Origin of the sequence: Streptomyces amritsarensis, assembly GCF_001953875.1 — a bacterium.
Taxonomy (GTDB): domain Bacteria; phylum Actinomycetota; class Actinomycetes; order Streptomycetales; family Streptomycetaceae; genus Streptomyces; species Streptomyces amritsarensis.
In genome coordinates this window covers 26,366-52,325 of sequence record NZ_MQUR01000005.1, presented here as the reverse complement: position 1 = coordinate 52,325, position 25,960 = coordinate 26,366, and the positions used below count along the sequence as shown (strand labels likewise).

Sequence of the window (25,960 nt, the reverse complement as noted above, 5' to 3'; positions counted from 1 at the left end):
GATACGACTACGGAACGCCACGGCGCCCGCCACCCCTGGTCGGGGACGTGGCGGGCGCCGTGTCGGGTGTTCCGTACGCCGTTGTACGGACCGTATGAGGGGTCCCGCCCTTCGCGGGGCGGGGGTGCTGCCGGTGGCTACACCGTCAGCGAGCGGTCCGTCGGCTTGACCGGGTACGGGAGGGTGCTGCTGCCGGTCAGGAAGCGGTCCACGCCGCGGGCGGCCGAGCGGCCCTCCGCGATGGCCCAGACGATGAGCGACTGGCCGCGGCCCGCGTCGCCGGCGACGAAGACGCCGTCGACGTTGGTCGCGTAGGAGGCGTCGCGGTCGATGTTGCCGCGGGCGTCCAGCTCGACGCCGAACTGCTGGACCAGGCCGTTGGCCTGGTCGGTGCCCGTGAAGCCCATCGCCAGGGTCACCAGCTGCGCGGGGAGGACGCGCTCGGTGCCGGGCTTCTGGACGAGCTTGCCGTCGACGAACTCGACCTCGACCAGGTGCAGGGCCTGGACGTTGCCGTCCTCGTCGCCCTCGAAGTGGGTGGTGGAGACGGAGTAGACCCGCTCGCCGCCCTCCTCGTGGGCCGAGGTGACCTTGTAGAGCATCGGGAAGGTCGGCCACGGCTGGTTGGCGCTGCGCTCCTCGCCCGGCTTCGGCATGATCTCCAGCTGCGTGACGGAGGCCGCGCCCTGGCGGTGGGCGGTGCCCACGCAGTCCGCGCCGGTGTCGCCGCCGCCGATGACGACGACGTGCTTGCCCTCGGCGGTGATGGGCGGGGCCAGGAAGTCGCCCTCCTGGACCTTGTTCGCGAGCGGCAGGTACTCCATCGCGAAGTGGATGCCGTTCAGCTCGCGGCCCGGGACCGGCAGGTCGCGCGAGACGGTGGCGCCGGCCGCGACGACGACCGCGTCGAACCGCTTGCGCAGGTCGGTCGCCGTGATGTCACGGCCGACCTCGATGCCCGTGCGGAACTTGGTGCCCTCCGCGCGCATCTGCTCGATGCGGCGGTTGATGTGCACCTTCTCCATCTTGAACTCGGGGATGCCGTAGCGCAGCAGGCCGCCGATGCGGTCGGCGCGCTCGTACACGACGACGGTGTGGCCGGCCCGGGTCAGCTGCTGGGCGGCGGCCAGGCCGGCCGGGCCCGAGCCGATCACGGCGACGGTCTTGCCGGACAGGCGCTCGGGGGCCTGCGGGGTGACGTCCCCGTTGTCCCACGCCTTGTCGATGATCGAGACCTCGACGTTCTTGATGGTGACGGCCGGCTGGTTGATGCCGAGCACGCAGGCCGACTCGCACGGGGCCGGGCACAGGCGGCCGGTGAACTCCGGGAAGTTGTTCGTCGCGTGCAGTCGCTCCGACGCCGCCGCCCAGTCGTCGCGGTAGGCGTAGTCGTTCCACTCGGGGATCAGGTTCCCGAGCGGGCAGCCGTTGTGGCAGAACGGGATGCCGCAGTCCATGCAGCGGCCGGCCTGCTTGCTGATGATCGGCAGCAGCGAGCCCGGGACGTAGACCTCGTTCCAGTCCTTCAGCCGGTCGGCGACGGGACGGGAGCAGGCGGTCTCGCGCGTCGTGGTGAGGAAGCCCTTCGGGTCAGCCATTGGTCGCCGCCTCCATCATCTTCTCCGTGGTCTCGGATTCCGAGAGTCCGGCGAGCTCAGCGGCGTCCTTGGCGGCGAGCACTGCCTTGTACGTGGTCGGGATGATCTTGCTGAAGCGGTCCACCGCGACGGACCAGTCAGCCAGGAGCTTCGCGGCCACGGTCGAGCCGGTCTCCTCCTCGTGGCGGCGCACCACATCGTGCAGCCACTGCTTGTCCGCGTCGGACAGGGCCTCGACCGCGCCCGCGTTGCCGACGTTGACGTTGTTGGGGTCGAGGTCGATGACGTACGCGACGCCGCCCGACATGCCGGCCGCGAAGTTGCGGCCCGTCTCGCCGAGGACGACGGCCGTGCCGCCGGTCATGTACTCGCAGCCGTGGTCGCCCACGCCCTCCGAGACGACCAGGGCACCGGAGTTGCGGACGCAGAAGCGCTCGCCGGTGCGGCCGCGCAGGAACATCTCGCCGCCGGTGGCTCCGTAGCCGATGGTGTTGCCGGCGATGGTGGAGTATTCGGCGAGGTGGTCGGCGCCGCGGTCCGGGCGGACGACGATCCGGCCGCCGGAGAGGCCCTTGCCGACGTAGTCGTTGGCGTCGCCCTCCAGGCGGAGGGTGATGCCCTTCGGGACGAAGGCGCCGAAGGACTGGCCCGCGCTGCCGGTGAAGGTCAGGTCGATGGTGTTGTCGGGCAGGCCCGCACCGCCGAACTTCTTGGTGACATGGTGGCCGAGCATCGTGCCGACGGTCCGGTTGATGTTCCGGATCGAGACCTGGGCGCGGACCGGCAGGGCCGCCTCGGCGGTCTCGGCGTTCAGCGCGTCGGCCGCGAGCTCGATCAGCTCGTTGTCGAGGGCCTTCTCCAGGCCGTGGTCCTGCTCGATCAGGGCGTGGCGGACCGCGCCCTCGGGCAGCTCGGGCACGTAGAAGAGCGGCTCCAGGTCGAGGCCCTGCGCCTTCCAGTGCGAGACGGCCTTGGTGGTGTCGAGGAGTTCGGCGTGGCCGACGGCCTCCTCGATCGTGCGGAAGCCCAGCTCGGCGAGGATCTCGCGCACCTCCTCCGCGATGAACTCGAAGAAGTTCACGACGAATTCGGGCTTGCCGGAGAAGCGGTCCCGCAGGACCGGGTTCTGCGTGGCGATGCCGACCGGGCAGGTGTCCAGGTGGCAGACGCGCATCATGACGCAGCCGGAGACGACGAGCGGCGCGGTCGCGAAACCGAACTCCTCGGCGCCGAGCAGCGCGGCGATGACGACGTCGCGGCCGGTCTTGAGCTGGCCGTCGGTCTGGACGACGATGCGGTCGCGCAGGCCGTTGAGCAGCAGGGTCTGCTGGGTCTCGGCGAGGCCGAGCTCCCAGGGGCCGCCCGCGTGCTTGAGCGAGGTGAGCGGGGAGGCGCCCGTACCGCCGTCGTGGCCGGAGATCAGGACGACGTCCGCGTGGGCCTTGGAGACGCCCGCCGCGACCGTGCCGACGCCGACTTCGGAGACCAGCTTCACGTGGATGCGGGCGACCGGGTTGGCGTTCTTGAGGTCGTGGATGAGCTGGGCGAGGTCCTCGATGGAGTAGATGTCGTGGTGCGGCGGCGGGGAGATCAGGCCCACGCCCGGGGTGGAGTGCCGGGTCTTGGCGACCCACGGGTAGACCTTGTGGCCGGGCAGCTGGCCGCCCTCGCCGGGCTTGGCGCCCTGCGCCATCTTGATCTGGATGTCGTCCGCGTTGACCAGGTACTCGCTCGTCACACCGAAGCGGCCGGAGGCGACCTGCTTGATGGAGGAGCGGCGCGCCGGGTCGTACAGGCGCTCCGGGTCCTCGCCGCCCTCACCGGTGTTGGACTTGGCGCCCAGCTGGTTCATGGCGATGGCGAGGGTCTCGTGCGCCTCCTTGGAGATGGAGCCGTACGACATGGCGCCGGTGGAGAAGCGCTTGACGATCTCGGAGACCGGCTCGACCTCGTCGATCGAGATCGACGGGCGGTCGGACTTGAAGCCGAACAGGCCGCGGAGCGTCATCAGGCGCTCGGACTGCTCGTTCACGCGGTCGGTGTACTGCCGGAAGATGTCGTACCGGCGGTTGCGGGTGGCGTGCTGGAGGCGGAAGACCGTCTCCGGGTCGAACAGGTGCGGCTCGCCCTCGCGGCGCCACTGGTACTCGCCGCCGATCTCCAGGGCGCGGTGCGTGGCCGCGACGCCGGAGACCGGGTACGCCTTGGCGTGGCGGGCGGCCACCTCCTTGGCGATGACGTCCAGGCCGGCGCCGCCGATCTTGGTGGCGGTGCCGTTGAAGTAGGTTTCGACGAACTCGTCGTTCAGGCCGACGGCCTCGAAGACCTGGGCGCCGCGGTAGGAGGCGACGGTGGAGATGCCCATCTTGGACATGACCTTCAGGACGCCCTTGCCGAGCGCGTAGATCAGGTTCTTGATGGCCTGCTCCGGCTCCAGGCCGGACAGGAAGGTACCGGCGCGCAGCAGGTCCTCGACGGACTCCATGGCGAGGTACGGGTTGACCGCGGCGGCGCCGTAGCCGATGAGCAGGGCGACGTGGTGGACCTCGCGGACGTCGCCGGCCTCGACGAGCAGGCCCACCTGGGTGCGCTGCTTGGTGGCGATGAGGTGGTGGTGCACGGCGGCGGTGAGCAGCAGCGAGGGAATCGGCGCGTGCTCGGCGTCGGAGTGGCGGTCCGAGAGGACGATGAGGCGGGCGCCGCCCGCGATGGCCGCGTCGGCCTCGGCGCGGATCTCCTCGATGCGGGCGGCGAGTGCGTCGCCGCCGCCGGAGACCCGGTAGAGGCCGGAGAGCGTGGCGGCCTTCATGCCGGGCATGTCGCCGTCGGCGTTGATGTGGATGAGCTTGGCCAGCTCGTCGTTGTCGATCACCGGGAACGGCAGGGTGACGCTGCGGCAGGACGCGGCGGTCGGCTCCAGCAGGTTGGACTGCGGGCCGATCGAGGACAGCAGCGAGGTGACGAGCTCCTCGCGGATGGCGTCCAGCGGCGGGTTGGTGACCTGCGCGAACAGCTGGGTGAAGTAGTCGAAGAGCAGCCGGGGGCGCTCGGACAGGGCCGCGATCGGGGAGTCCGTGCCCATGGAGCCGAGCGGCTCGCCGCCGGTACGGGCCATCGGCGCGAGGATGACACGCAGCTCTTCCTCGGTGTAGCCGAAGGTCTGCTGGCGGCGGGTGACGGAGGCGTGCGTGTGCACGATGTGCTCGCGCTCGGGCAGGTCCGTCAGCTCGATCTCGCCGGTCTCCAGCCATTCGGCGTAGGGGGCGGCGGAGGCGAGCTCGTTCTTGATCTCGTCGTCCTCGACGATCCGCTTCTGGGCGGTGTCGACGAGGAACATCTTGCCGGGCTGCAGGCGGCCCTTGCGGACGACCTTGGCCGGGTCGATGTCGAGGACGCCGACCTCGGAGCCGAGGACGACGAGGCCGTCGTCGGTGACCCAGTAGCGGCCGGGGCGCAGGCCGTTGCGGTCGAGGACCGCGCCGACCTGGGTGCCGTCGGTGAAGGTGACGCAGGCCGGGCCGTCCCAGGGCTCCATCAGCGTGGAGTGGTACTGGTAGAACGCGCGGCGGGCCGGGTCCATGGAGGTGTGGTTCTCCCACGCCTCGGGGATCATCATCAGCACGCTGTGCGGCAGCGACCGGCCGCCGAGGTGGAGCAGCTCCAGGACCTCGTCGAAGGAGGCCGAGTCGGAGGCGTCCGGGGTGCAGATGGGGAAGATGCGGTCGAGTGCGCCCTCGCCGAAGGCGGTCGACGCAAGCTGGGACTCGCGGGCCTTCATCCAGTTCCGGTTGCCCTTGACCGTGTTGATCTCGCCGTTGTGCGCGACGAAGCGGTACGGGTGGGCGAGCGGCCAGGACGGGAAGGTGTTGGTGGAGAAGCGCGAGTGGACCAGGGCGAGCGCCGAGGCGAAGCGGCGGTCGGAGAGGTCGGGGAAGAAGGGCTCCAGCTGGCCGGTGGTCAGCATGCCCTTGTAGACGATGGTGCGGGCGGAGAGCGACGGGAAGTACACGCCGGCCTCGCGCTCGGCGCGCTTGCGCAGCACGAACGCCTTGCGGTCCAGCTCGATGCCGGTGCTGCCGTTGCTGACGAACAGCTGGCGGAAGGCGGGCATGGTGGCGCGGGCGCCGTTGCCAAGCAGGTCGGGGGTGACCGGGACCTCGCGCCAGCCGAGGACCGTGAGGTCCTCCTCGGCGGCGATGGCCTCGATCTGCTCCGCGGCGACGGCCTGTGCGGTGCCGTCGGCGGGGAGGAAGGCGATGCCGACGGCGTAGGCGCCGGCCTCGGGGAGGTCGAATCCGGCGACCTCGCGCAGGAAGGCGTCCGGCACCTGGGACAGGATTCCCGCGCCGTCGCCGGAGTCCGGCTCGGAGCCGGTGGCGCCACGGTGCTCGAGGTTCCGCAGAACGGTCAGGGCCTGCTCAACGAGGGTGTGGGTGGCCTCGCCGGTGAGGTTCGCCACGAATCCGACGCCGCAGGCGTCCTTCTCGTTGCGCGGGTCGTACATGCCCTGCTGGGCGGGGCGACCGTCCATGGGCGACCAGGCGGTGTTCAGGCCGGTCGCGGAGTGCGTGGATGCGGAACGCATCGGCTCTCCCGTCGTCGTCGTGGCATATGTGCATAGCCGAGGGACGACGTTGGCCCTCTGCGAAATTTCGTGCAGATTACATGATGACGACAATCCCGAGAAGCGGATATGCCATTCCAGCATGCGGACACTGCGCGAGGCGGAAAGAGGGGACTCTCGCGGCGCTCTACGGGCGGATCGCGGGGCGGCTGGGGGCAATCCCGGCGTGTTCCCGCGCTATCCCGGCGTAGCACGTGGGGCGAAGGTCCCGGCACAGGGCGAGCATCGTTGCCCGCCCGGAGTCCTGGAGTAATGCCCGGCGGACACGGGATCGAAACCGCCGAGTAACGGACTACTTATGTTGCGTACTGCATAGTGTCTCACTCCGAAGGCGGTCAGCCTATGGCTGCGCCGATCCAGGTTCCCAGGACGTACGTCACACCGGCCGCCGCTCCGCCGAGCAGGAGCTGGCGCAGGCCGCTGTACCACCAGGACCGGGCGGTGACCCGGGCGACGACCGCGCCGCAGGCGAAGAGCCCGGCCAGCGCGAGCAGCACCGCCGGCCACAGGGCCGTGGCGCCGAGCAGGTAGGGCAGTACGGGCAGCAGCGCGCCCAGCGCGAAGGAGCCGAAGGACGAGACGGCGGCCACGAGCGGCGACGGGAGGTCGTCGGGGTCGATGCCGAGCTCCTCGCGGGCGTGGATCTCCAGAGCCTGCTCCGGGTCGCGGGACAGCTGCATGGCGACTTCGCGGGCGAGCGCCGGCTCGACACCGCGGGAGACGTAGAGCTCGGCGAGCTCCTCCATCTCGTCGACGGGGTGCTTGCGCAGCTGCTGCCGCTCGACGTCGAGCTCGGCGAGGACCAGCTCGCGCTGCGAGGCCACGGAGGTGTACTCGCCGGCGGCCATCGAGAAGGCTCCGGCGGCGAGTCCGGCGAGTCCGGTGATCACGATGGTCTGCGGGGCGACGGCTCCGCCGGCCACGCCGGTCATGAGGGCGAGGTTGGAGACGAGCCCGTCCATCGCGCCGAAGACGGCCGGCCGCAGCCATCCACCGTTGACGTCGCGGTGGGTGTGGTTGTCGCGGTGGGCGGTGTGCAGCGGTGCGTCGATGTCGATGATGGACATGCGTGGTGCCTCCCCTTATCTCCCCATTGGTGCGAACGGACGCCATGACGCGTCCCGCTTGCCCTGAACGCCTCGAAACTACGCACGATTTTCGTGGCCCGCCAGCAAGGAAGGCCGTACTTACCTGCGGTTTTGCGCCTCGGCGACCGGGTGACGCCGGAGTTCCCGGGGTGTTTCGCGACGCGCGACAAACCGCATGACATGGAACAAATCCCCCAAGGGCTCATGATGAGCCCCATCCACGTGGGAGAGGCGCGCCAATGGAGCCGGTGAAGCAGATTGCATGCAATCCGCAGGTCCTCCTCGAACGGGCCCGGGGCGCCCTCATGGGTCTCGCGGTGGGCGACGCGCTCGGCGCCCCCGCGGAGAACATGAAGCCGTCGCAGATCCGCGCGAAGTGGGGCCGCATCGAGGGCTTCGTGTCGGACGACCCGGCGGGGACGGACGACACCGAGTACGCGATCTTCTCGGGGCTGCTCCTGGCCCGCCACGGCTCGGCGCTCACCGTCTCCCACGTCGAACGGGCGTGGCACCACTGGATCGCGGACCTCGACGAAGGCCCCTTCCGGGGCGCCGGCTTCTCCGAGCGCGGCACCCTGGAGAACCTCCGCCGGGGCCTGGCCGCCCCCATCTCCGCACAGCACCGGCATGCCTGGTCGGACGGACTGGCCATGCGGGCGGCGCCGTTCGGCGTGTTCGCGGCGGGACGGCCCGCCGAGGCGGCGCGCCTGGTGGCCATCGACGGCACGGTCAGCCACGACGGCGAGGGCATCTACGGCGGCCAGGCGGTGGCGGCGGGCGTCGCGGCGGCCATGGCGGGCGGCAGCCCGGCGTCCGTGGTCTCCGCCGCGCTCTCGGTGATCCCGTCCGACTCCTGGACGGCCCGCTCCCTGCGCCGCGCGGTCACCGCCGCCCCGCGCGGGGAACGGGCGGTCCGCTCGGCGGTGGTCATCGGCGGCTACCCGTGGACGGACCTCGCGCCGGAGGCGGTGGGCCTGGCCTTCGGGGCCTTCGCCGCCTGCCGCGGCGACTTCCCGTCCTCGGTGCTCACCGCCGTGAACATGGGCCGCGACGCGGACACCACGGCCGCGGTGGCGGGCGCCCTGGCCGGCGCGATGTCGGGGGCCGCGGCGATCCCGGCCGCATGGGGCTCGGCCATCGGCCCGGTGCGCGGCAGCTGCCTGCCGTCGATGCGGGGCTACCACGTCCTGGACATCGCGGACCTCCTCACCCCCGAATGCGAGGCAGCCCGATGACCGTCCACTCCCCCGACGAGACCACCCCGTCCACCTCGGCTCCCGAGCCCCCCGGCCCACCGGCCCCCCTCGCCGCCGCCCCGAGCGGTCGGCCGCCCCGCCCCGCACCGGCGGGCCCCGAGACGGGCGCCCGGCCGCAGCCGGTTCCGGCCACCCGGGAGACGGCCCTCGCGCAGCCGGCGCCCGGGCCCCGGGAAGCCGCACCGACCGACCCGGCCACCCCGGGCCGTGGGCCGGAGGCCCGCCCGCAGAACGCACCGGCCGGCCCCGGCGCGGGGACACGGATGCAGCCGGTTCCGGCCATCCGGGAAACGCGCCTCGCACGGCACGGGCCGGGCGGCGGCGCGGGCCGGGCCCCCGCGGCACCGGAGGCCGTGGCCGCCGGCCCGGCGACCGACCCGGCCACCCCGGACCGCGGGCCGGAGGCCCGCCCGCAGAACGCACCGGCGGGCCCGGGCCCCGTGTGCGGCGACGGCGACCGGGTGGCAGGCGCGGCCCTCGTCACGGCGCGCGGACAGGGTGGGCGGCCGGGGCCCGTACCGGACGGTCCGGTCGGGTTCGTGGCCGATTCGACGGCACGGGCGGACGGTCCGCTGCGGGCCGTCATCCGGGCCGCGGCGCGGACCGGCGAGGCCCGGACCGGGCCGGCCGTGGAGGACCGCCGCCCCATCGAAGGCCTCCTCCTCGGGCTCGCCGCAGGCGACGCGGCCGGCTGGCCCGCGGCCCGCCACCGCGCCAGCCGGATGCCCGAATGGACCCGCCGCCTCACCCGCGAGCTCGACACCTTCGCCGAGCAGAACGCCACCACCACCCTCCCCGTCCCCATCGCCCTCAACCAGCCCCCGGAGCCGCTCCGGCTCGGCCCGTCCGACGACGCCGAATGGGCGGCCTTCGTCGCCGAGTCCGTGCTCACCGCCGCCGGCGTCCTCCTCAGCGACCTCTCCCGGTCCCGCCGCATGCGCGCCGCCATCGACCTGGCCTGGAACGCCCTCGCCTCCGAGGTCGCCGCGGCCGCGGAACGCGCACCCGAGGTGGAGTCCGCCGTGCTCCCCCTCCGCGCCCGCATCTCCGTCCGCGCCGGCCTCGGCAACCTCGCCACCGGCCTGCGCCCGCCGGCCACCGGCCATGACAACCCGCACTACTTCGACGACGCCGCCTGCGTCCGCGCCTGCGTCCTCGCCGTCGTCCACCCCGGCGACGCCCGGGCCGCCGCCGACCTCGCCGAGTTCGACGCCCGCTACACCCAGGACGGCGACGGCGTGCACGGCGCCCGCGCCATGGCCGCCGCCGTCGCCACCGCCCTCGCCACCGCGGACGTCGACGCCGCCGTGGACGCCGCCCTCGCCCAGCTCCCCGAAGCCACCGAGATCGGCCGCAACGCCCGCCACGCCGTCGGACTGGCCCGCGCCCACGCGGACGGCGGCGCGTTCGCCATCGTCCCGACGCTCGAGCACGAGATCGTGGACCACGTGTACAGCTACGGCATCGCCGCCGCCGAGACCGTCCCCGTGGCCCTCGCCCTCGCGACGGCCGCCCGCGGCAGGGCGACCGAGGCCGTACCGGCCGCCGCCTGCCTGTCGCGCGTCGCGGACTCCGCCCCCGCCCTCGCCGGCGCGCTCACCGGCGCGATCGGCGGCGGCGACTCCATCCCCCCAGCCTGGCGCGACGCCTGCCGCACCCTCTCCGGCTGCGCCCTCCCCCGCCTCGCCGGCACCGACCTCGTGGAACTCGCCGCGCTCCTCGCGCACACGGAACTCACCTCACCCAAAGGATGATTCGGACATGACGCTCACGTTGGAGGACCGGGCCCGCGGGGCCCTCGTCGGCGCCGCCGTCGGCGACGCGCTCGGCGGCCCGGTGGAGGGCTGGACCCCGGACCAGATCGTCGAACGGCACGGCGGACGCGTCCACGGCATCGTCGGCCCGTGGCACGAGAACTGGCGCACGGCCCGCCCCATCGCCCCCTACCACAAGGGCGACGGACACGTCACGGACGACACCTTGATGACGCACGCGCTGGTGCGGGTCTACGAGGCGGTACGGGACCACCTCGACGCGTACGCCGTCGCCGATCACCTGGTCCCGGACCTGATGTCCACCCCGCGCTGGATCCCCGAACTGGAGGCCGAGGCACTGCCGTTGCAGCGGATCTTCCTGGCGGAGAAGTGGATGGTGACCCGCCTGCACTACGCGCACGCCGACCCGCGCGAGGCCGGCACCGGCAACATCGTCAACTGCGGCGCCGCCATGTACATGGCCCCGGTGGGCATCGCCAACGCGGGGAACCCGGCGGGAGCCTACGCCGAGGCCCTCGACATCGCGGGCGCGCACCAGTCCTCGTACGGGCGGGAGGCGGCGGGGGTGTTCGCGGCGGCGGTGGCGGCGGCGTGCGTGCCGGGGGCGACGGCGGCCTCCGTGGTGGAGACGGCCCTGTCCCTGGCCAAGGACGGCACGCGCGCGGCGATCTCGGCCGTCTGCGAAGTGGCCGTCGGCCACCGGGACTTCGAGTCGGCGCTGGCGCCGCTGCGGGCGGCGGTGGCCCCGTACGACTCGGTCGGCCCGGACTACCGCAACCCGTCGCTGGATGCCCGCCGCCCCTCCCGCCTCCACGCCATCGAGGAGCTGCCGATCGCGCTGGGGATGCTGCTCGTCGCGGACGGACGGTACGAGACGGCCGTGCTCGGGGCGGTCAACTACGGGCGGGACTGCGACTCCATCGCCACCATGGCAGGGGCGGTGGCCGGGGCCCTGGGCGGCGAGGCCGCGATCCCGGCCGTCTGGGCGAAGCAGGTGGCCGAGGCCAGCCGGCTGGACCTGCACGCCCCGGCCGTTGCGCTGGCCGCCGTGGCCCGGGAGATCTTCGCCCGGGACATGGCCCGCCGCCGCGCCCACGAATCAGCCTTCGCCGCGATCGCGACCTCCTGATGCCCCCGCCTCCCTGCGACCCCCTCCGCCCCGGACCGGCGGCGCCGCCCGCGGCCGCCGGCCTGCACGCGAGCGAGGACTCGGGCGCTGCACCACCGTCGCCGACGGCGCCCGTTACCGACGCCGCCGCCCCCAGCGAACGCCCCGCCCCCTCCACCGGCCCCCGTTCGGCCACGGGGCCGACCGCTTCCCACCCGCAACCCGACACCGCACCGGAGCCACCGACACCCGTGCTGCGCGCAGCGGCCGGCACGGCGGGCGCCGGCCTGGGCGGCGAACGGCCCGGTGGGGCCGGGCCCGGTCCGGTGGGGAGCGGCCGGCCGGAGCCGTCGCCGCCCGGCTCTGCGGTGCGCCTGACCTGGGCGCAGCCCGAGGATCTCGTCGGGCACGAGCTGCGTCAGGCCGCGGAGGACGGCCGGGACCCCGGTCCCGCCCGGCGGGCCTGGGTGGCCGCCGGCGGCCACCCGGCGCCCGAGCGTGCCGGGGCCTCCCCCACCCCGGCGCCCCCGCACCTGCGGGCCTTGGCGGCCCGCCTGCTGGACGAACTCGCCCGCCTTCCCTCCCCATGGGCCGCCTACGAGCCCACCGCCTGGGAGGCCATCGTCGCCGCCTGCTCGACGGCCGGCTCCCCCTCCCCTGCGGCAGCCGGACCGGCCCGCCCGCAGGCCACCCCGCCCGGACCCGAGGTCCACACCGCAGCCCGGACCGAGGTCCACACCACGGCCCGGCCCGGGGGCGGCACCGCGGTCCGGCCCAAGGCCCATGCCGCAGCCGGCCCCGGGGGCGGGACCGCGGCCGGGGCCGGTCGGTCCGGCGGGGGCGGGTTGCGGGGGCGTCTCGAGGCCGCCTGGGTGGGGCGGGCCGTCGGGTGCCTGCTCGGGAAGCCCGTCGAGAAGCTGCCCCTGGAGGGGATCCGGGCCCTGGCCCGCGCCGCCGGCAACTGGCCGCTCGGCGACTGGTTCACCGCCCGCGGTGTCCCCCCGGACCTTCTCGCCGCCCACCCGTGGAACCGCCGCTCCGCCCCCACCTCCCTCGCCGAGAACATCGACGGCATGCCCGAGGACGACGACCTCAACTACCCCCTCCTCGGCCTCCTCCTGCTCCAACGCCACGGCAAGGCCTTCACCACCGCCGACGTCGCCCGCCTGTGGCTCGACGAGCTGCCGGCCGGGCGTACCTTCACCGCCGAGCGCGTCGCGTACCGCAACCTCCTGCTCGGCCTGGAGCCCCCCGCCACCGCCACCCACCACAACCCCTTCCGCGAGTGGATCGGCGCCCTGATCCGCGCCGACGTGCACGGCTGGACCAACCCCGGCGACCCGGCCGCCGCCGCGGCCCAGGCATACCGGGACGCCGTCCTGACCCACACCGGCAACGGCGTCTACGCAGCCCTCTTCGTCGCCGCCGCCACCGCCGAGGCCGCCACCGGCCGTGCGGACGTCCACACCGCGCTGCGGACCGGTCTGGCCGCCGTACCGCCCCGCTCCCGCCTCGCCGAGGCGGTCCGCTTCGGGATCCGCACGGCCGCCGACGAGGCCGACTTCGACGTCGTCGTCGACCGGCTGCACGGCCGCTACGGGCACTACCACTGGGTGCACGCCGTCCCGAACACCGCCCTGATCGCCGCCGCCCTCACCCACGCCGACGGGGACTTCACCCACTCCGTCTGCCGTGCCGTGTCCGGCGGCTGGGACACCGACTCCAACGGGGCCACGGCCGGTGCCCTCGCCGGGCTGCTCACCGGCTCCCCGGACCGGATCCCGCACCGCTGGACCGCCCCCCTCAAGAACCGCCTCGCCACCACCGTCCCCGGCTTCGACGGCATCGGTTTCGACACCCTCGCCCACCTCACCGCACAGGAGGCAGCACGCTCATGACGGTCATCGCCGTGCTCGGCAGCACCAACATGGACCTCGTCGCCTACGTACCCAAGGCACCCCTCCCCGGGGAGACGGTCACCGGCCGCGCCTTCCGGACCGTCCCCGGCGGCAAGGGCGCCAACCAGGCCGTCGCCGCCGCCCGCTCCGGCGGGAAGGTGGTGATGATCGGCGCGGTCGGGGCCGACGAGTTCGGCGTACGGCTGCGCTCCGCGCTCACCGCCGCCGGCGTCGAGACGGCGGCCCTGCGCACCGTCGAGGGCGCCAGCGGCACCGCGCACATCACCGTGGACGACGAGGGCGGCAACCGCATCGTGGTCATCCCCGGGGCGAACGGCAGCGTCACCGGCCTGGAGGCGGGGGACGAGGCCCGGATCGCCGCCGCCGGCGCCCTCCTCCTCCAGCTGGAACTGCCCATGCCCGCCGTGCTCGCCGGGGCCCGCGCCGCCCGCGCGCACGGCGTGCGTACGGTGCTCACCCCGGCGCCCGTCCAGCCCCTGCCCGCGGAACTCCTCGCCGCGACCGACCTGCTGGTGCCCAACGAGCACGAGGCGGCCGCCCTGACCGGGCTGACCGACCCCCGGCAGGCCGCCGAGGCACTGCTGGCCACCGTGCCCGAGGTGGTCATCACCCTCGGCGCGGCCGGGGTCCTCCATGCGGCACGCGGCCGGGACCCGCTGAGCGTGCCCGCGCCCCGGGTCCGGGCCGTGGACACCACCGCCGCCGGGGACACCTTCGTCGGGGCCCTGGCCGTGGCACTGGGCGAGGGCCGTCCGATGCCGGAGTCGCTGCGCTGGGCCTCGGCGGCGGCCGCGCTCTCGGTGCAGCGCCACGGCGCCCAGGACTCGATGCCGACCCGGTCCGAGACCGACGCGTTCGCGCTGGCCGGGTGGCAGGCGGACCAGGGGCAGGCGGCCGTCGGCCGGGCCGGCGACGGCCGTCCCGCAGGCTCCGGCGACGCCGGAACCGGAGCCGCCTCGTGACCCCCGAGGGGCCCCGGCCCCCCTCGGACACCGCCCGGCCAGGGCACGGAATGGGGCCACTGCGCGGGCTGCGGGTGCTCGATCTCGCCACCCTCTTCGCCGGGCCGCTCGCCGCGACCCTGCTCGGGGACTTCGGCGCCGACGTCGTCAAGGTCGAGCACCCGGCCGTCCCCGACCCCTCCCGCGGCCACGGCCCCGCCAAGGACGGCATCGGCCTGTGGTGGAAACTCCTCGGCCGGAACAAGCGGACCATCACCCTCGACCTGTCCACCCCCGGCGGCCGGGACACGCTGCTGCGGCTCGCCGCCACCGCCGACGTGATCGTCGAGAACTTCCGCCCCGGCACCCTGGAGAAGTGGGGCCTGGGCTGGCCCGAGCTGTCCGCCGCCAACCCGCGCCTGGTCCTGGCCCGCGTCACCGCTTTCGGCCAGCAGGGACCGTACGCCCACCGCCCCGGCTTCGGCACCCTCGCCGAGGCGATGAGCGGCTTCGCCGCGGTCACCGGGGAGCCGGACGGGCCGCCGACCCTGCCGCCCTTCGGGCTCGCCGACTCGATTGCCGCGCTGACCTGCGCGTACGCGGTGATGACAGCGCTCGCGGGACGGGAGCGCACCGGACACGGGCAGGTCGTGGACCTCGCCATCATCGAGCCGATCCTCACCGTGCTCGGCCCGCAGCCGCTCTGGTACGACCAGCTGGGCCACGTCCAGCCCCGCACGGGGAACCGCTCCGCCAACAACGCGCCCCGCAACACCTACCGCAGCGCCGACGGCCGCTGGCTGGCGGTCTCCGCCTCCGCCCAGTCCGTCGCCGAGCGGGTGATGCGGCTGGTCGGCCGGCCGGAGCTGATCACCGAGCCCTGGTTCGCCACCGGCGCCGGGCGGGCCCGGCACGCCGACGTCCTCGACGACGCGGTCGGCGGCTGGATCGCCGACCGCAAGGCGGAGGAGGTCCTGTGCGCCTTCGAGGAAGCCGAGGCGGCGGTCGCGCTCGTCTACGACGTCCGCGACGTGATGGCCGATCCGCAGTTCGCGGCCCTCGACACGGTGACCGAGGTCGACGATCCGGAACTGGGACCCCTGCGGATGCAGAACATCCTCTTCCGGCTGTCCGAGACCCCCGGTGGGATCCGCTGGGCGGGCCGCCCGCACGGCGCGGACACGACCGAGGTCCTGGTCGAGCTCGGACTGAGCGGGGCCGAGATCGCCGCGCTGCGCACCGAGGGGGCCCTGTGATCCTGACCTGGCTGTACGCGCCGGGCGACCGCCCGGCGGTGGTCGGCAAGGCGCTGGGCTGCGGGGCGGACGCCGTCATCGTCGACCTGGAGGACGCGGTGGCGGCCTCCCGCAAGGAGTACGCCCGCGCCGCCACCGTCGAGCTGCTCGCCGAGCGGCCGCCGGTCCCCGTCCACGTCCGCGTCAACGCCCTCGACTCCCCCTGGGGCGGCGCGGACCTCACCGCGCTCGCCGGTCTGCGCGGCCTCGCGGGACTGCGGCTGCCCAAGATCTGCGCGCCGGAGCAGATCGCCGCGGCCGCCGACCGCACGGGCGGGGTGGGGCTGTACGCGCTGCTGGAGTCGGCGCTGGGCGTGGAGCGCGCGTACGAGATCGCCCGAGCGCACCCGGCCCTGCGCGGGCTGTCCCTCGGGGAGGCGGACCTGCGGGCGGACCTGGCCGTCAGCGCGCAGGAGGGCCTGGACTGGTGCCGCTCCCGGGTGGTGGTCGCGGCGCGCGCGGCCGGGCTGGCGCCCCCTTCGCAGTCGGTCTTCCCCGACATCCGGGACCTGGAGGCGCTGGCGGTCTCCTGCGCGCGCGGCCGGTCCCTCGGCTTCCTCGGCCGGGCCGCGATCCACCCGCGGCAGCTCCCGGTGATCGAGCGGGCCTATCTCCCGGCGCCGGAGGAGGTGAGCGCCGCGGTGGAGGTGCTCAGCGCGGCGCGGGCCGCGCCGGGCGCGCTGGCGCTGCCCGACGGCCGGTTCGTGGATCCGGCCGTGGTGGCGTCGGCGCACCGCACGCTTGCGCTGGCCGCGCGGGTACGGGTCCACTGACCCTGCGCTCGCCGCGCGGGTGTCGATCCGCGGCAGACTCCCCGGGTGCGCCGCCCCCGCAGGACCCGGCCTACGGGCTCCGGGCCGTCGGCCCACCCTCCGCGCCCCGCACGCACCCGGCACACACACCCCGGGTGCGCCGACCCCGCAGGACCCGGCCTACGGGCTCCGGGCCGTCGGCCCACCCTCCGCGCCCCGCACGCCTCCGGTACACACACCCCGGGTGCGCCGACCCCGCGGGACCCGGCCTGCGGGCTCCGGCCCCGCCGGCCCACCCTCCGCGCCCCGCACGCACCCGGCACACACCCCGGGTGCGCCGCCCCGCGGGACCCGGGGGCCGCCCCGCACCCGGCCGCCGCCGCGGCCCCCGGCGGTCGCGCCGGTCCACCGCCGGGCACGTCCCCGCCGACAACCGGGCTGCTCACCTTCCGTGTCCCGCAGACACACGGGTTCAGGCTCCCCTGCGCCGAACCCGAACCGGCCGGCCCGATTCGTGCGATGCGGCCGCCGGCCCCGGCGACCGCACCACGCTGCGCTCACCGCGCGAAGGTCCCGGACGACCGCCCCCGCCGCCGCGCAAGGTCGCCACCGGCATGCCCGCGCCCGGCGGCCCTCCCCCGCCCGCCGCACCCCGCCCCCGGCCCCGGGCGCGCCGGTGACGGGTGGGTATAGCGAGAGGGGGGTGCCGCGTCGTGCGCGGCACCCCCCTCTCGACCGCTGCGCGGTCAGGACTTGTCGGCCTCCGGGGCCTCGGCGTCCACGGCCGGCTTGCGCAGGTCGGCCTTGACGGCTCCCTGCGCCACCGTGGTGTCGGTGCGCGGGGCGAGGGCCGGCGCGGAGTCCTTGGGCCCGGCGTCGGCCGCCTCGACCGCAGCCTGGGCCTTGTCGTCAACCTCGGCCTTGGCCTTGTCGTCGGCCTCGGCCTCGGCCTTGGCCTTGGCCTTGTCCTTTCCGTCACCGCCGCCGGAGCGGTCCGGCTCGACGACCTCCTCGCGGCCCGGCCGCAGCTTCGCCGAGAGGACGAAGTAGACGACCGCGAGGACGAAGACGGCGATCGAGGTCCAGACGTTCAGCCGCACACCCAGGATGTGGTGGGCCTCGTCGACGCGCATGTACTCGATCCAGCCGCGGCCGACGCAGTACGCGGCGACGTACAGGGCGAAGGCCCGTCCGTGGCCGAGCTTGAAGCGGCGGTCGGCCCAGATCACCAAGACGGCGACGCCGATGCACCACAGCGACTCGTACAGGAAGGTCGGGTGGTAGGTCCCGGCGTCCCGGTTCGGGCCGGCGCTGATCTCCACCGCCCAGGGCAGGTCGGTGGCCCGGCCGTAGAGCTCCTGGTTGAACCAGTTGCCCCAGCGGCCGATCGCCTGGGCCAGCGCGATGCCGGGGGCCAGGGCGTCGGCCCAGGCCGGCAGCGGGATGCCGCGCAGCCGACAGCCGATCCAGGCACCGACCGCGCCCAGCGCGATCGCGCCCCAGATGCCGAGGCCGCCCTCCCAGATCTTGAAGGCGTCGACCCAGTTGCGGCCCTCGCCGAAGTAGAGCTGGTAGTCGGTGATCACGTGGTAGAGGCGACCGCCGACCAGCCCGAACGGCACCGCCCACACGGCGATGTCCGCGACCGTGCCCGGCTTTCCGCCGCGCGCGATCCAGCGCTTGTTGCCGAGCCAGACGGCGACGAAGACGCCGATGATGATGCAGAACGCGTAGCCGCGGAGCGGGATCGGTCCGAGATGGATCACGCCGGTCGACGGACTGGGGATGTAAGCAATGTCCATGGCAGACCTGACGCTACCCTGCCGCACGGTGCGTACCGCAACCCGCCCGGCAGGGTCGAAACCAAATCCAGACATGGATCGGCGGAAGTCAGTCCCCCGAGGACCCGTTCCCGGGCCCGTTCCCGGAGCCGATCCCCGTGCCGTTCCCGGACCCGTTCCCGGAACTGCTCGCGGGATTCTTCGACGCCGTCCTCGATGCCGAGGGTGAGGCCTTCGCCTCGCTCTTCCCGGTGTCGTTGCCCGACTCCTTGCCGGTCTCCTTGCCGGCGCCCTTGGCCCCGGCCCCGCCGGAGCCCTGGGCGCCCGCCTCCACCTTCTCCTTCAGCTTCTGCGGGGTCAGCGGGTCGGCCTGGTCGGAGAAGATGTCCTTGCCGTCGAGCAGCACGGTCGGCGTGCCGCGGAAGTTCCCGGCGGCGAAGGCCTCGTGCGACTTGGCCACCCAGCTGTTGTGCGTGCCTTCCTCGACGCACGCCGTGAACTCGGGGGTGACCAGCCCGTCGACCTTGCCCGCCAGCTCCAGCAGCTTGGCGTTCTTGCCGTAGGCGTCGTCGATCTCCTCCGGCTGGTTCTGGAAGAGGATGTCGTGGTACTCGGAGAACTTGCCGGCGTCCTGCGCGCAGGCCGCCGCGTTCGCCCCCTTCAGGGAGCCGCTGCCGCCCATGTTCCCGTCGATGAGCGTGACCAGGTGGTAGTCCACCTTGAGCAGGCCCTTCGCCTCCAGCTCGTGGATGGTCTCCCGGTAGTTGTCCTCGAAGGACTTGCAGGCCGGGCAGCGGAAGTCCTCCCACACGGTGAGGGTGGCCTTCGCCTCGGGCTTGCCCGTCTGGATGGCGAGAGCGTCCTTCCCGGTGGCGCCGCTGGGGGCGACGACCGGGCCGCCCTTGGCGCTGGTGTCCTTGCCGGCGTTGGCCGCGATCACGCCCACGACCGTCGCCAGCCCCAGGACGCCGACCACCGCCGCCGCCACGATCAGGGTCCGCCGGCGCTTGTCCCGGGTCTTCTGCCGCTCGCGCTCCGCTTGGAGTCGCTCCCGGGCCGATCGTTTCATCGCATCGCGGTTGGCACCGTCGTTCTTGTCGCTCACGCTCCGCCAAACGAAGCAGGGAGGCACTCGCGTGCCTCCCTGTCCGCCATTCCACCCGATCGGACTACAGAACCCGATCAGGTGTCCGTTTTGTCTCAGCTCCTGCGTACGCCTGCCGCGAGTTCGCCCGCCAGAGCCCGTACGGCGTCCAGCCCGGTGGGCAGGTCCGGGGCGTCCAGCAGCAGCTTGACGAAGGCGGAGCCGACGATCACCCCGTCGGCGAAGGCGGCCACCTCCTTGGCCTGGGCGGCGTTGGAGACGCCGAGGCCGACGCAGACGGGGAGCCCGCGGCGGGCCCCGTCCGTGGCCCGTGTACGGCGCACCAGGTCCTGCGCCTGGTTGCCGACCGATTCGCGGGTGCCGGTGACGCCCATCAGCGAGGCGGCGTAGACGAAGCCGGAACCGGCGGCCGTGATGGTGGCCAGGCGCTCGTCCTTGCTGCTCGGCGCCACGACGAAGACGGTCGCCAGAGCGTGCTTCTCGGCGTGCTCGCGCCACAGCGCGGACTCCTGGACCGGCAGGTCGGGCAGGATGCAGCCGGCCCCGCCCGCCGCCGCCAGCTCGGCCGTGAACCGCTCGACGCCATAACGGTCGATCGGGTTCCAGTACGTCATCACCAGGATCGGCGCGCCGGTCGCCTCGTGGGCCTCGCGCACGGTGCGGAGCACGTCCGCGATCTTGACCCCGCCGCGCAGGGCGATGTCGTCGGCGGTCTGGATGACGGCGCCGTCGAGGACCGGGTCGCTGTGCGGGAGGCCGATCTCGACGATGTCCGCGCCGCCCGCGACGACGGCCTTGACCGCGTCGATGGCGCCGTCGACGGTCGGGAAGCCCGCCGGCAGGTAGGCGACGAGGGCGGCGCGGTCCTCGGACTTCGCCTTGGCGAGCGTGTCGCTCAGCAGCTGGATGTTGCCGGTCTTTTCGCTGGCGTTGCTCACTTCGACTCCCCCTCGGCGCTCTCGCCGTCGTACAGCCCGAAGTAGCGGGCCGCCGTGTCCATGTCCTTGTCGCCGCGGCCGGACAGGTTGACGACCAGCAGGCCGTCCTTGCCCAGCTCCTTGCCCAGCTCCAGGGCGCCTGCGAGGGCGTGCGCCGACTCGATCGCGGGGATGATGCCCTCGGTGCGGGAGAGCAGGCGCAGGGCCTGCATCGCGGCGTCGTCGGTGACGGCGCGGTACTCGCCTCGGCCGGCGTCCTTGAGGTAGGAGTGCTCCGGGCCGATGCCCGGGTAGTCCAGGCCGGCCGAGATGGAGTACGGCTCGGTGATCTGGCCCTCCTCGTCCTGGAGGACGTAGGAGCGGGAGCCGTGCAGGATGCCGGGCTCGCCCGCGGTGAGGGTGGCCGCGTGCTCGCCGGTCTCGACGCCGTGCCCGGCGGGCTCGAAGCCGACCAGGCGGACGCCGGTGTCCGGGATGAAGGCGTGGAACAGGCCGATGGCGTTGGAGCCGCCGCCGACGCAGGCCGCGACGGCGTCGGGCAGCCGGCCGGCGCGCTCCAGGATCTGGCGGCGGGCCTCGACGCCGATGACGCGGTGGAAGTCGCGGACCATCGCCGGGAAGGGGTGCGGGCCGGCGACCGTGCCGAAGAGGTAGTGGGTGCGGTCCACGTTGGCGACCCAGTCGCGGAACGCCTCGTTGATCGCGTCCTTCAAGGTCCGCGAGCCGGACTTCACCGCGATGACCTCGGCGCCGAGCATGCGCATGCGGGCGACGTTCAGCGCCTGGCGCTGGGTGTCGATCTCGCCCATGTAGATGGTGCAGTCGAGGCCGAAGAGGGCGCAGGCGGTGGCGGTGGCCACGCCGTGCTGGCCGGCGCCGGTCTCGGCGATCACGCGGGTCTTGCCCATGCGCCGGGTGAGCAGCGCCTGGCCCAGCACGTTGTTGATCTTGTGCGAGCCGGTGTGGTTGAGGTCCTCGCGCTTGAGGAAGATCCGCGCGCCGCCGGCGTGCTCGGCGAAGCGGGGCACCTCGGTGAGGGCGCTGGGGCGGCCGGTGTAGTTGACCATGAGGTCGCCCAGCTCGGCCGCGAAGGACGGGTCGTCCTTGGCCTTCTCGTACTCGACGGCGACCTCGTCCACGGCGGCGACGAGCGCCTCCGGGATGAACTTGCCGCCGAAGTCGCCGAAGTAGCCCTCGGCGTTGGGAACGTGACCCTCCGGGTCCGGGATGAAGAACTCGCTGGACATGTCCAGTGCTCCTACGGGTGCGAGATGCGGCGGGTGGTTTCACCGTATTGCGCCGCCCGCCCGTGCCGCGCGCACCCCGCTGGGGGATGTCGTGCGTACGGTGCGCAGCGGCCCGCTCCCGGAGCCGGTCGGCCCGGGCAGCAGGCCGTACGGGACCGCCTGGCGGCGCGGTACGTCTCGCGTACCGGGCCGCGGCAGCCCTCGTTACGGCGCGCCTGCGCGGCGCCATCGCATGCCGTTGACCTGGCCGGGCTCGGAGCCGATCACGTACCGGACCCGCCGCCCGTGGACGCGCCGGGCCGGGGCGCGGCAGCCGCGGGGGCGGCAGCCGCGCGCCAGGGGCGCGTACGCCGTCGGCACGCGGCGCGTGCGGACGGAGGGGCGGTCAGGGGTCATGGAACGGGTCAGCTCCGTCCGTGGCGCAGGGCCGGGTGGGCCCCGGCGGCGACGAGGTCGGCCACGGCCGCCTTCGGGTCGCGGCCGGTGACCAGGGACTCGCCGACGAGGACGGCGTCGGCGCCCTCGTTCGCGTAGGCGATCAGGTCGTGCGGTCCGCGGATGCCGGACTCGGCGACCTTGACGATGTGGGCCGGGATCTCGCCGACGACGCGCTCGAAGGTGGAGCGGTCGACCTTGAGGTCCTTGAGGTTGCGGGCGTTGACACCGATGATCTTGGCGCCGGCGACCACCGCGCGTTCCACCTCTTCCTCGTCGTGGACCTCGACGAGCGGGGTGAGGCCGATGGACTCGGCCCGCTCGATGAGGGAGACGAGGGCCTCCTGCTCCAGGGCCGCGACGATCAGCAGCGCGAGGTCGGCGCCGTAGGCGCGGGCCTCCCAGAGCTGGTACGCCGTGACGATGAAGTCCTTGCGCAGGATCGGGATGTCCACGCGGGCGCGGACGGCCTCCAGGTCGGCCAGCGAGCCGCCGAACCGGCGCTGCTCGGTGAGGACGGAGATGACCGCCGCACCGCCCGCCTCGTAGTCCGCGGCGAGCCCGGCCGGATCCGCGATCGCGGCCAGCGCGCCCTTGGAGGGGCTGGAGCGCTTGACCTCGCAGATCACCTTGACGCCGTCGCCACGCAGAGCCGCGACGCCGTCCTTGGCCTGGGGCGCCTTGGCGGCACGCTCCTTGAGCTCGTCGAGGCTCACGCGGGCCTGCCGTTCGGCAAGGTCTTCGCGGACCCCTTCGATGATCTCGTCGAGCACACTCACGCGAGCGGCCCCCTTCCGGGTCGATGACGGTCGGCCGCCCTGCAGACACGTACCACTGCAAGGTCGGCAATCAAATGGTATCCGGCGGAGGCGTCGCCCTCCGCACTCGGTTGACGGCGTCCCAGTAACTGGACATTCGGAATACGCCCTTCATCCCGGCTGTGCGCCGGGCTCAGGGCGCCAGTGCCGCCCCGAAAGAGAGATTTCGGACAACGGCGAAAACCAGTACCGCCGCACCCACCGCCCACGAGTGGGCGGGACGCAACACGATCCTCGGAGCCGGCCCGCCGCGGAAGGCGCGAACCAGCCACAGGGCCATGAACCCCGCGAAGACGAAGTAGCCGACGACCGCGAGGGCATTCGACCCGAAGGCGGCGGCCAGATCCCCGTGCGCGAACGCGTGCGCGCTGCGCAGCCCGCCGCAGCCCGGGCACAGGACGCCCGTCAGCCGCAGCAGCGGGCAGACCGGGTAGTGGCCCGGCTCGTTGGGGTCCACGGCGCCCACATACGCGAACGCCGCGCCGGCCGCGGCCAGGTAGAGCGCCGGGGCGGCGAGCCGCCTGGCCCGGGACGCCCGCTCGGCGGGCACCGCGGGGGCGGCCGGCCCGGCCTGCGGACCGGGCCCGGCGTCGGGGGTGCTGGAGGCGTCCACCTGCTGATTCTCTCCGCTCACGACAAAAGGCGCAGCCCGGCGGGGCCGCGCCTTTCGGCTCTCTTCCAGGACCGGCGCAGGTGGCGCGCTCAGGCCTTGGCGGGGACCTTGTTCGCGGCGATGACCTCGGCGAGGTCCTTGTGGGCCGCCTTCGGCGCGCCCATGCCCGCGGCCCTCATGGCCAGGCCGACGACACCGCCGAGCGCGACGACGACCATGCCGGCCCAGAAGCCGAGGGGGTTGGCGAGCACCATGAAGGCGCCGGAGATGCAGAAACCGATGAAGGCGATGATGACACCGGTCCAGGCGGCCGGGGTGTGTCCGTGGCTAGTGCCCGCCATGAGTTTGCTCCTCGTTGCTCTGTCGCACTGCTGTGTCGAACGTGCGGTCTGTGTCGGACGCTCGGTGACATTGTCCCGCACCGGGCGGCTTCGCCGTCCAGGGGGGGTCGGCTCGGGGGCCGGTCAGCGGGTCCGGTCGCCGCTCGGTCCCGTGGTCGGGTCCTCGCCGCGGTCCAGAGCCTTCCACAGATCTTCCGGCCGGTCCGGATCCACCGCCGCGGCGGCCCGCGGACGGCGGCCGCCGTCACGCTCGTAGCGGCCGCCCATCGACGGCCAGCCGCGGCCGAAGCGCAGCGCCAGCAGGCCGGCGGCGAGGATCAGGACCGCCCCGGCGGCCGTGACGTACGGCCACGTGGTCTGGGTCAGGCCGGCCACCTGCGCCGCGCTGTCGGCGGTCGTACGGACGGCCTGCGCGTCCAGGACGCTGCGGCCGTCGGAGCCGAAGAGGGCCGACAGCGCCGCGCCGAGGCCGCTGAGCGCCAGCAGGCCCGACACCAGCAGCCGGCTCCTGCCGCGTACGGCGAACAGGGCGACCAGCGCGGCCAGGCCCACGATGGCCAGGGCCGCCGGGAGCCCGGTCACGGCCCGACCGTCGGCGCTCAGCGGGAGCGAGTCGCTGCCGATCGCGGCCGTGCCCCGGGCCCAGACCCGGCCGGAGGCGAGCAGGACGACGGTGGCGCCGAGCGCGCCGAGCAGCAGCGCCGCGGCCACGCTGCGGCGGCTGCTGCGGCTGTCGGGGGCCTCGGACTCGGGCTCGGCGGAGGCGTCGGATCGGGGCGGGGGTACGGCACTCACGTACCCCACTATCCCCTACGCCCTCAGACGCCGCTCAGGCGGTTCGCCGCTGCCACCGCGCGCAGCACCGCGGCGGCCTTGTTGCGGCACTCGTTGTCCTCGAGCTCGGGCACCGAGTCGGCGACGACGCCGGCGCCGGCCTGCACGTACGCGGTGCCGTCGCGCAGCAGCGCCGTACGGATGGCGATGGCGGTGTCGGAGTCACCGGCGAAGTCCAGGTAGCCCACGCAGCCGCCGTAGAGGCCGCGGCGGGAGGGCTCCAGCTCCTCGATGATCTGCATGGCGCGCGGCTTGGGCGCCCCGGAGAGGGTGCCGGCGGGGAAGCAGGCGGTCAGCACGTCGAAGGCGGTCTTCCCCTCGGCCACGCGCCCCGTCACGGTGGAGACGATGTGCATGACGTGGGAGTACCGCTCGATGGACATGAAGTCGACGACCTCCACCGATCCCGGCTCGCAGACCCGGCCGAGGTCGTTGCGCCCGAGGTCGACGAGCATCAGGTGCTCGGCGCGCTCCTTGGGGTCGGCCAGCAGCTCCTCGGCGAGGTCGTTGTCCTCCTGCGGGGTCGCGCCCCGGTGGCGGGTGCCGGCGATCGGGTGGACCATGGCCCGCCCGTCCTCGACCTTGACCAGCGCCTCGGGACTCGACCCGACCACGTCGAAGCCGTTCTCGAAGCGGAAGAGGTACATGTACGGGGACGGGTTGGTGGCGCGCAGCACCCGGTAGACGTCCAGCGCGGAGGCCGTGCAGGAGGTCTCGAACCGCTGCGAGGGCACCACCTGGAAGGCCTCGCCGGCCCGGATGCGCTCCTTGATGTCCTCGACGGCCGCCTGGTACTTCTCACCGCCCCACAGGGCGGAGAACTCGGGCAGCTCGGAGGCGGGCAGCGGGGCCGGGGCGTAGGGCGCGGGCCGGGCCAGGTCCGCCTCCATGGCGTCGAGGCGGGCCACGGCGTCCGCGTAGGCCTCGTCGACCCCGGAGTCGAGGTCGTTGTGGTTGATGGCGTTGGCGATGAGCTGGACGGTGCCGTCCCAGTGGTCCAGCACCGCGAGGTCGGAGGTGAGCAGCATCGTCAGCTCGGGCAGCTCCAGGTCGTCGCTGCCGTGCTCGCCGATGCGCTCCAGGCGGCGCACGATGTCGTAGCCGAGGTAGCCGACCATGCCGCCGGTGAAGGGCGGCATGTCGCCCGCGAGGTCGCGGGGGGTGTGCAGGGCCTCGACCGTCGCACGCAGGGCGTCGAGGGGGTCGCCGTCGGTGGGCACGCCGACGGGCGGGGTGCCGATCCAGTGCGCGCGGCCGTCCCGGACGGTCAGGGTCGCGTCGCTGCGGACCCCGACGAAGGAGTACCGGGACCAGGACCGGCCGTTCTCCGCGGACTCCAGGAGGAAGGTGCCGGGGCGTTCGGCGGCCAGCTTGCGGTAGAGCCCGACGGGCGTGTCCCCGTCGGCGAGCAGCTTGCGGCTCACGGGGATGACGCGGCGGTCGGCCGCGAGCTTGCGGAACGTCTCAAGATCCATTGCGTGGGGACCCCTAC

19 protein-coding genes and 1 pseudogene are annotated in these 25,960 nt (G+C 73.9%); 7 read left to right on the top strand and 13 right to left on the bottom strand.

The features are described from left to right. Positions 1 to 137: 137 nt before the first annotated feature. The 3 genes from AVW11_RS03545 to AVW11_RS03535 form a co-directional block, all read right to left on the bottom strand. Complete coding sequence (locus AVW11_RS03545) at positions 138 to 1,598, bottom strand: glutamate synthase subunit beta (protein WP_060178933.1); 1,461 nt, start codon at positions 1,596 to 1,598, stop codon at positions 138 to 140. Continuing rightward, a complete protein-coding gene (gene gltB, locus AVW11_RS03540; protein ID WP_030850906.1) occupies positions 1,591 to 6,129 on the bottom strand; it encodes a glutamate synthase large subunit in 4,539 nt (1,512 codons plus the stop codon). Before gltB ends, AVW11_RS03545 begins: the two co-directional genes overlap by 8 nt. A 428-nt stretch (positions 6,130 to 6,557) precedes the next feature. Further along, complete coding sequence (locus AVW11_RS03535; RefSeq protein WP_030850909.1) at positions 6,558 to 7,289, bottom strand: VIT1/CCC1 transporter family protein; 732 nt, start codon at positions 7,287 to 7,289, stop codon at positions 6,558 to 6,560. Between the two features lie 260 nt (positions 7,290 to 7,549). On the opposite strand from AVW11_RS03535, the gene AVW11_RS03530 reads away from it, so the two are divergent. The 7 genes from AVW11_RS03530 (at position 7,550) to AVW11_RS03500 (ending at position 16,377) form a co-directional block, all read left to right on the top strand. Further along, positions 7,550 to 8,545 carry an ADP-ribosylglycohydrolase family protein gene (locus AVW11_RS03530; protein ID WP_051700535.1) on the top strand — a complete coding sequence of 332 codons (996 nt, stop codon included), beginning with the start codon at positions 7,550 to 7,552 and terminating at the stop codon, positions 8,543 to 8,545. Between the two features lie 560 nt (positions 8,546 to 9,105). Further along, a complete protein-coding gene (locus AVW11_RS03525) occupies positions 9,106 to 10,320 on the top strand; it encodes an ADP-ribosylglycohydrolase family protein (RefSeq protein ID WP_079250501.1) in 1,215 nt (404 codons plus the stop codon). Between the two features lie 7 nt (positions 10,321 to 10,327). Further along, a complete protein-coding gene (locus AVW11_RS03520) occupies positions 10,328 to 11,470 on the top strand; it encodes an ADP-ribosylglycohydrolase family protein (protein WP_076043173.1) in 1,143 nt (380 codons plus the stop codon). A 347-nt stretch (positions 11,471 to 11,817) separates the two neighbouring features. Then, positions 11,818 to 13,347, top strand: coding sequence for an ADP-ribosylglycohydrolase family protein (locus AVW11_RS03515; protein WP_240528121.1), 1,530 nt, complete (start codon positions 11,818 to 11,820; stop codon positions 13,345 to 13,347). Continuing rightward, positions 13,344 to 14,330, top strand: coding sequence for a ribokinase (rbsK, locus tag AVW11_RS03510; RefSeq protein ID WP_079250493.1), 987 nt, complete (start codon positions 13,344 to 13,346; stop codon positions 14,328 to 14,330). The genes AVW11_RS03515 and rbsK overlap by 4 nt, the downstream gene beginning before the upstream one ends. 50 nt (positions 14,331 to 14,380) lie before the next feature. Next, positions 14,381 to 15,565, top strand: coding sequence for a CaiB/BaiF CoA transferase family protein (locus AVW11_RS03505; RefSeq protein WP_060178930.1), 1,185 nt, complete (start codon positions 14,381 to 14,383; stop codon positions 15,563 to 15,565). Continuing rightward, positions 15,562 to 16,377, top strand: a complete 816-nt coding sequence (locus tag AVW11_RS03500) for an HpcH/HpaI aldolase/citrate lyase family protein (protein ID WP_030850923.1) — start codon at positions 15,562 to 15,564, stop codon at positions 16,375 to 16,377. The genes AVW11_RS03505 and AVW11_RS03500 overlap by 4 nt, the downstream gene beginning before the upstream one ends. A gap of 725 nt (positions 16,378 to 17,102) precedes the next feature. Here the strand turns inward: AVW11_RS03500 and lgt are convergent. The 10 genes and pseudogenes from lgt to AVW11_RS03450 form a co-directional block, all read right to left on the bottom strand. After that, complete coding sequence (lgt, locus tag AVW11_RS03495) at positions 17,103 to 18,158, bottom strand: prolipoprotein diacylglyceryl transferase (RefSeq protein ID WP_079250492.1); 1,056 nt, start codon at positions 18,156 to 18,158, stop codon at positions 17,103 to 17,105. A 292-nt stretch (positions 18,159 to 18,450) separates the two neighbouring features. Next, a pseudogene (locus AVW11_RS03490) lies at positions 18,451 to 19,206 on the bottom strand (DsbA family protein); the annotation flags it as partial. 131 nt (positions 19,207 to 19,337) lie between these two features. Further along, positions 19,338 to 20,180: a tryptophan synthase subunit alpha gene (gene trpA, locus AVW11_RS03485; protein WP_076043171.1), complete on the bottom strand. Its 843-nt coding sequence runs from the start codon at positions 20,178 to 20,180 to the stop codon at positions 19,338 to 19,340. After that, positions 20,177 to 21,427: a tryptophan synthase subunit beta gene (gene trpB, locus AVW11_RS03480; RefSeq protein ID WP_030850937.1), complete on the bottom strand. Its 1,251-nt coding sequence runs from the start codon at positions 21,425 to 21,427 to the stop codon at positions 20,177 to 20,179. The genes trpA and trpB overlap by 4 nt, the downstream gene beginning before the upstream one ends. A 204-nt stretch (positions 21,428 to 21,631) precedes the next feature. Continuing rightward, positions 21,632 to 21,823 (bottom strand): tryptophan biosynthesis modulator TrpM, encoded by a 192-nt coding sequence (trpM, locus tag AVW11_RS03475; RefSeq protein WP_030850940.1) that lies wholly within the window; start codon positions 21,821 to 21,823, stop codon positions 21,632 to 21,634. A gap of 8 nt (positions 21,824 to 21,831) precedes the next feature. Continuing rightward, positions 21,832 to 22,641, bottom strand: a complete 810-nt coding sequence (gene trpC, locus AVW11_RS03470) for an indole-3-glycerol phosphate synthase TrpC (RefSeq protein ID WP_076043170.1) — start codon at positions 22,639 to 22,641, stop codon at positions 21,832 to 21,834. A 172-nt stretch (positions 22,642 to 22,813) separates the two neighbouring features. Further along, positions 22,814 to 23,314, bottom strand: coding sequence for a DUF2752 domain-containing protein (locus AVW11_RS03465; protein ID WP_107277630.1), 501 nt, complete (start codon positions 23,312 to 23,314; stop codon positions 22,814 to 22,816). A 68-nt stretch (positions 23,315 to 23,382) separates the two neighbouring features. Then, a complete protein-coding gene (locus AVW11_RS03460) occupies positions 23,383 to 23,634 on the bottom strand; it encodes an HGxxPAAW family protein (protein ID WP_030850950.1) in 252 nt (83 codons plus the stop codon). Positions 23,635 to 23,757: 123 nt separating this feature from the next. Then, entirely contained in the window at positions 23,758 to 24,438 is a 681-nt protein-coding gene (locus AVW11_RS03455) for a TIGR02234 family membrane protein (protein ID WP_030850954.1), read from the bottom strand. Positions 24,439 to 24,452: 14 nt separating this feature from the next. Then, positions 24,453 to 25,943, bottom strand: coding sequence for an anthranilate synthase component I (locus tag AVW11_RS03450; protein ID WP_030850957.1), 1,491 nt, complete (start codon positions 25,941 to 25,943; stop codon positions 24,453 to 24,455). Between the last annotated feature and the right edge of the window lie 17 nt (positions 25,944 to 25,960).

Bases quoted from the DNA above. Each gene is read 5' to 3' on its own strand.
- AVW11_RS03545 (WP_060178933.1), bottom strand. From the start codon at position 1,598: ATGGCTGACCCGAAGGGCTTCCTCACCACGACGCGCGAGACCGCCTGC.
- gltB (WP_030850906.1), bottom strand. From the start codon at position 6,129: ATGGACGGTCGCCCCGCCCAGCAGGGCATGTACGACCCGCGCAACGAG.
- AVW11_RS03535 (WP_030850909.1), bottom strand. From the start codon at position 7,289: ATGTCCATCATCGACATCGACGCACCGCTGCACACCGCCCACCGCGAC.
- AVW11_RS03530 (WP_051700535.1), top strand. From the start codon at position 7,550: ATGGAGCCGGTGAAGCAGATTGCATGCAATCCGCAGGTCCTCCTCGAA.
- AVW11_RS03520 (WP_076043173.1), top strand. From the start codon at position 10,328: ATGACGCTCACGTTGGAGGACCGGGCCCGCGGGGCCCTCGTCGGCGCC.
- rbsK (WP_079250493.1), top strand. From the start codon at position 13,344: ATGACGGTCATCGCCGTGCTCGGCAGCACCAACATGGACCTCGTCGCC.
- AVW11_RS03505 (WP_060178930.1), top strand. From the start codon at position 14,381: ATGGGGCCACTGCGCGGGCTGCGGGTGCTCGATCTCGCCACCCTCTTC.
- lgt (WP_079250492.1), bottom strand. From the start codon at position 18,158: ATGGACATTGCTTACATCCCCAGTCCGTCGACCGGCGTGATCCATCTC.
- trpB (WP_030850937.1), bottom strand. From the start codon at position 21,427: ATGTCCAGCGAGTTCTTCATCCCGGACCCGGAGGGTCACGTTCCCAAC.
- trpM (WP_030850940.1), bottom strand. From the start codon at position 21,823: ATGACCCCTGACCGCCCCTCCGTCCGCACGCGCCGCGTGCCGACGGCG.
- AVW11_RS03460 (WP_030850950.1), bottom strand. From the start codon at position 23,634: ATGGCGGGCACTAGCCACGGACACACCCCGGCCGCCTGGACCGGTGTC.
- AVW11_RS03450 (WP_030850957.1), bottom strand. From the start codon at position 25,943: ATGGATCTTGAGACGTTCCGCAAGCTCGCGGCCGACCGCCGCGTCATC.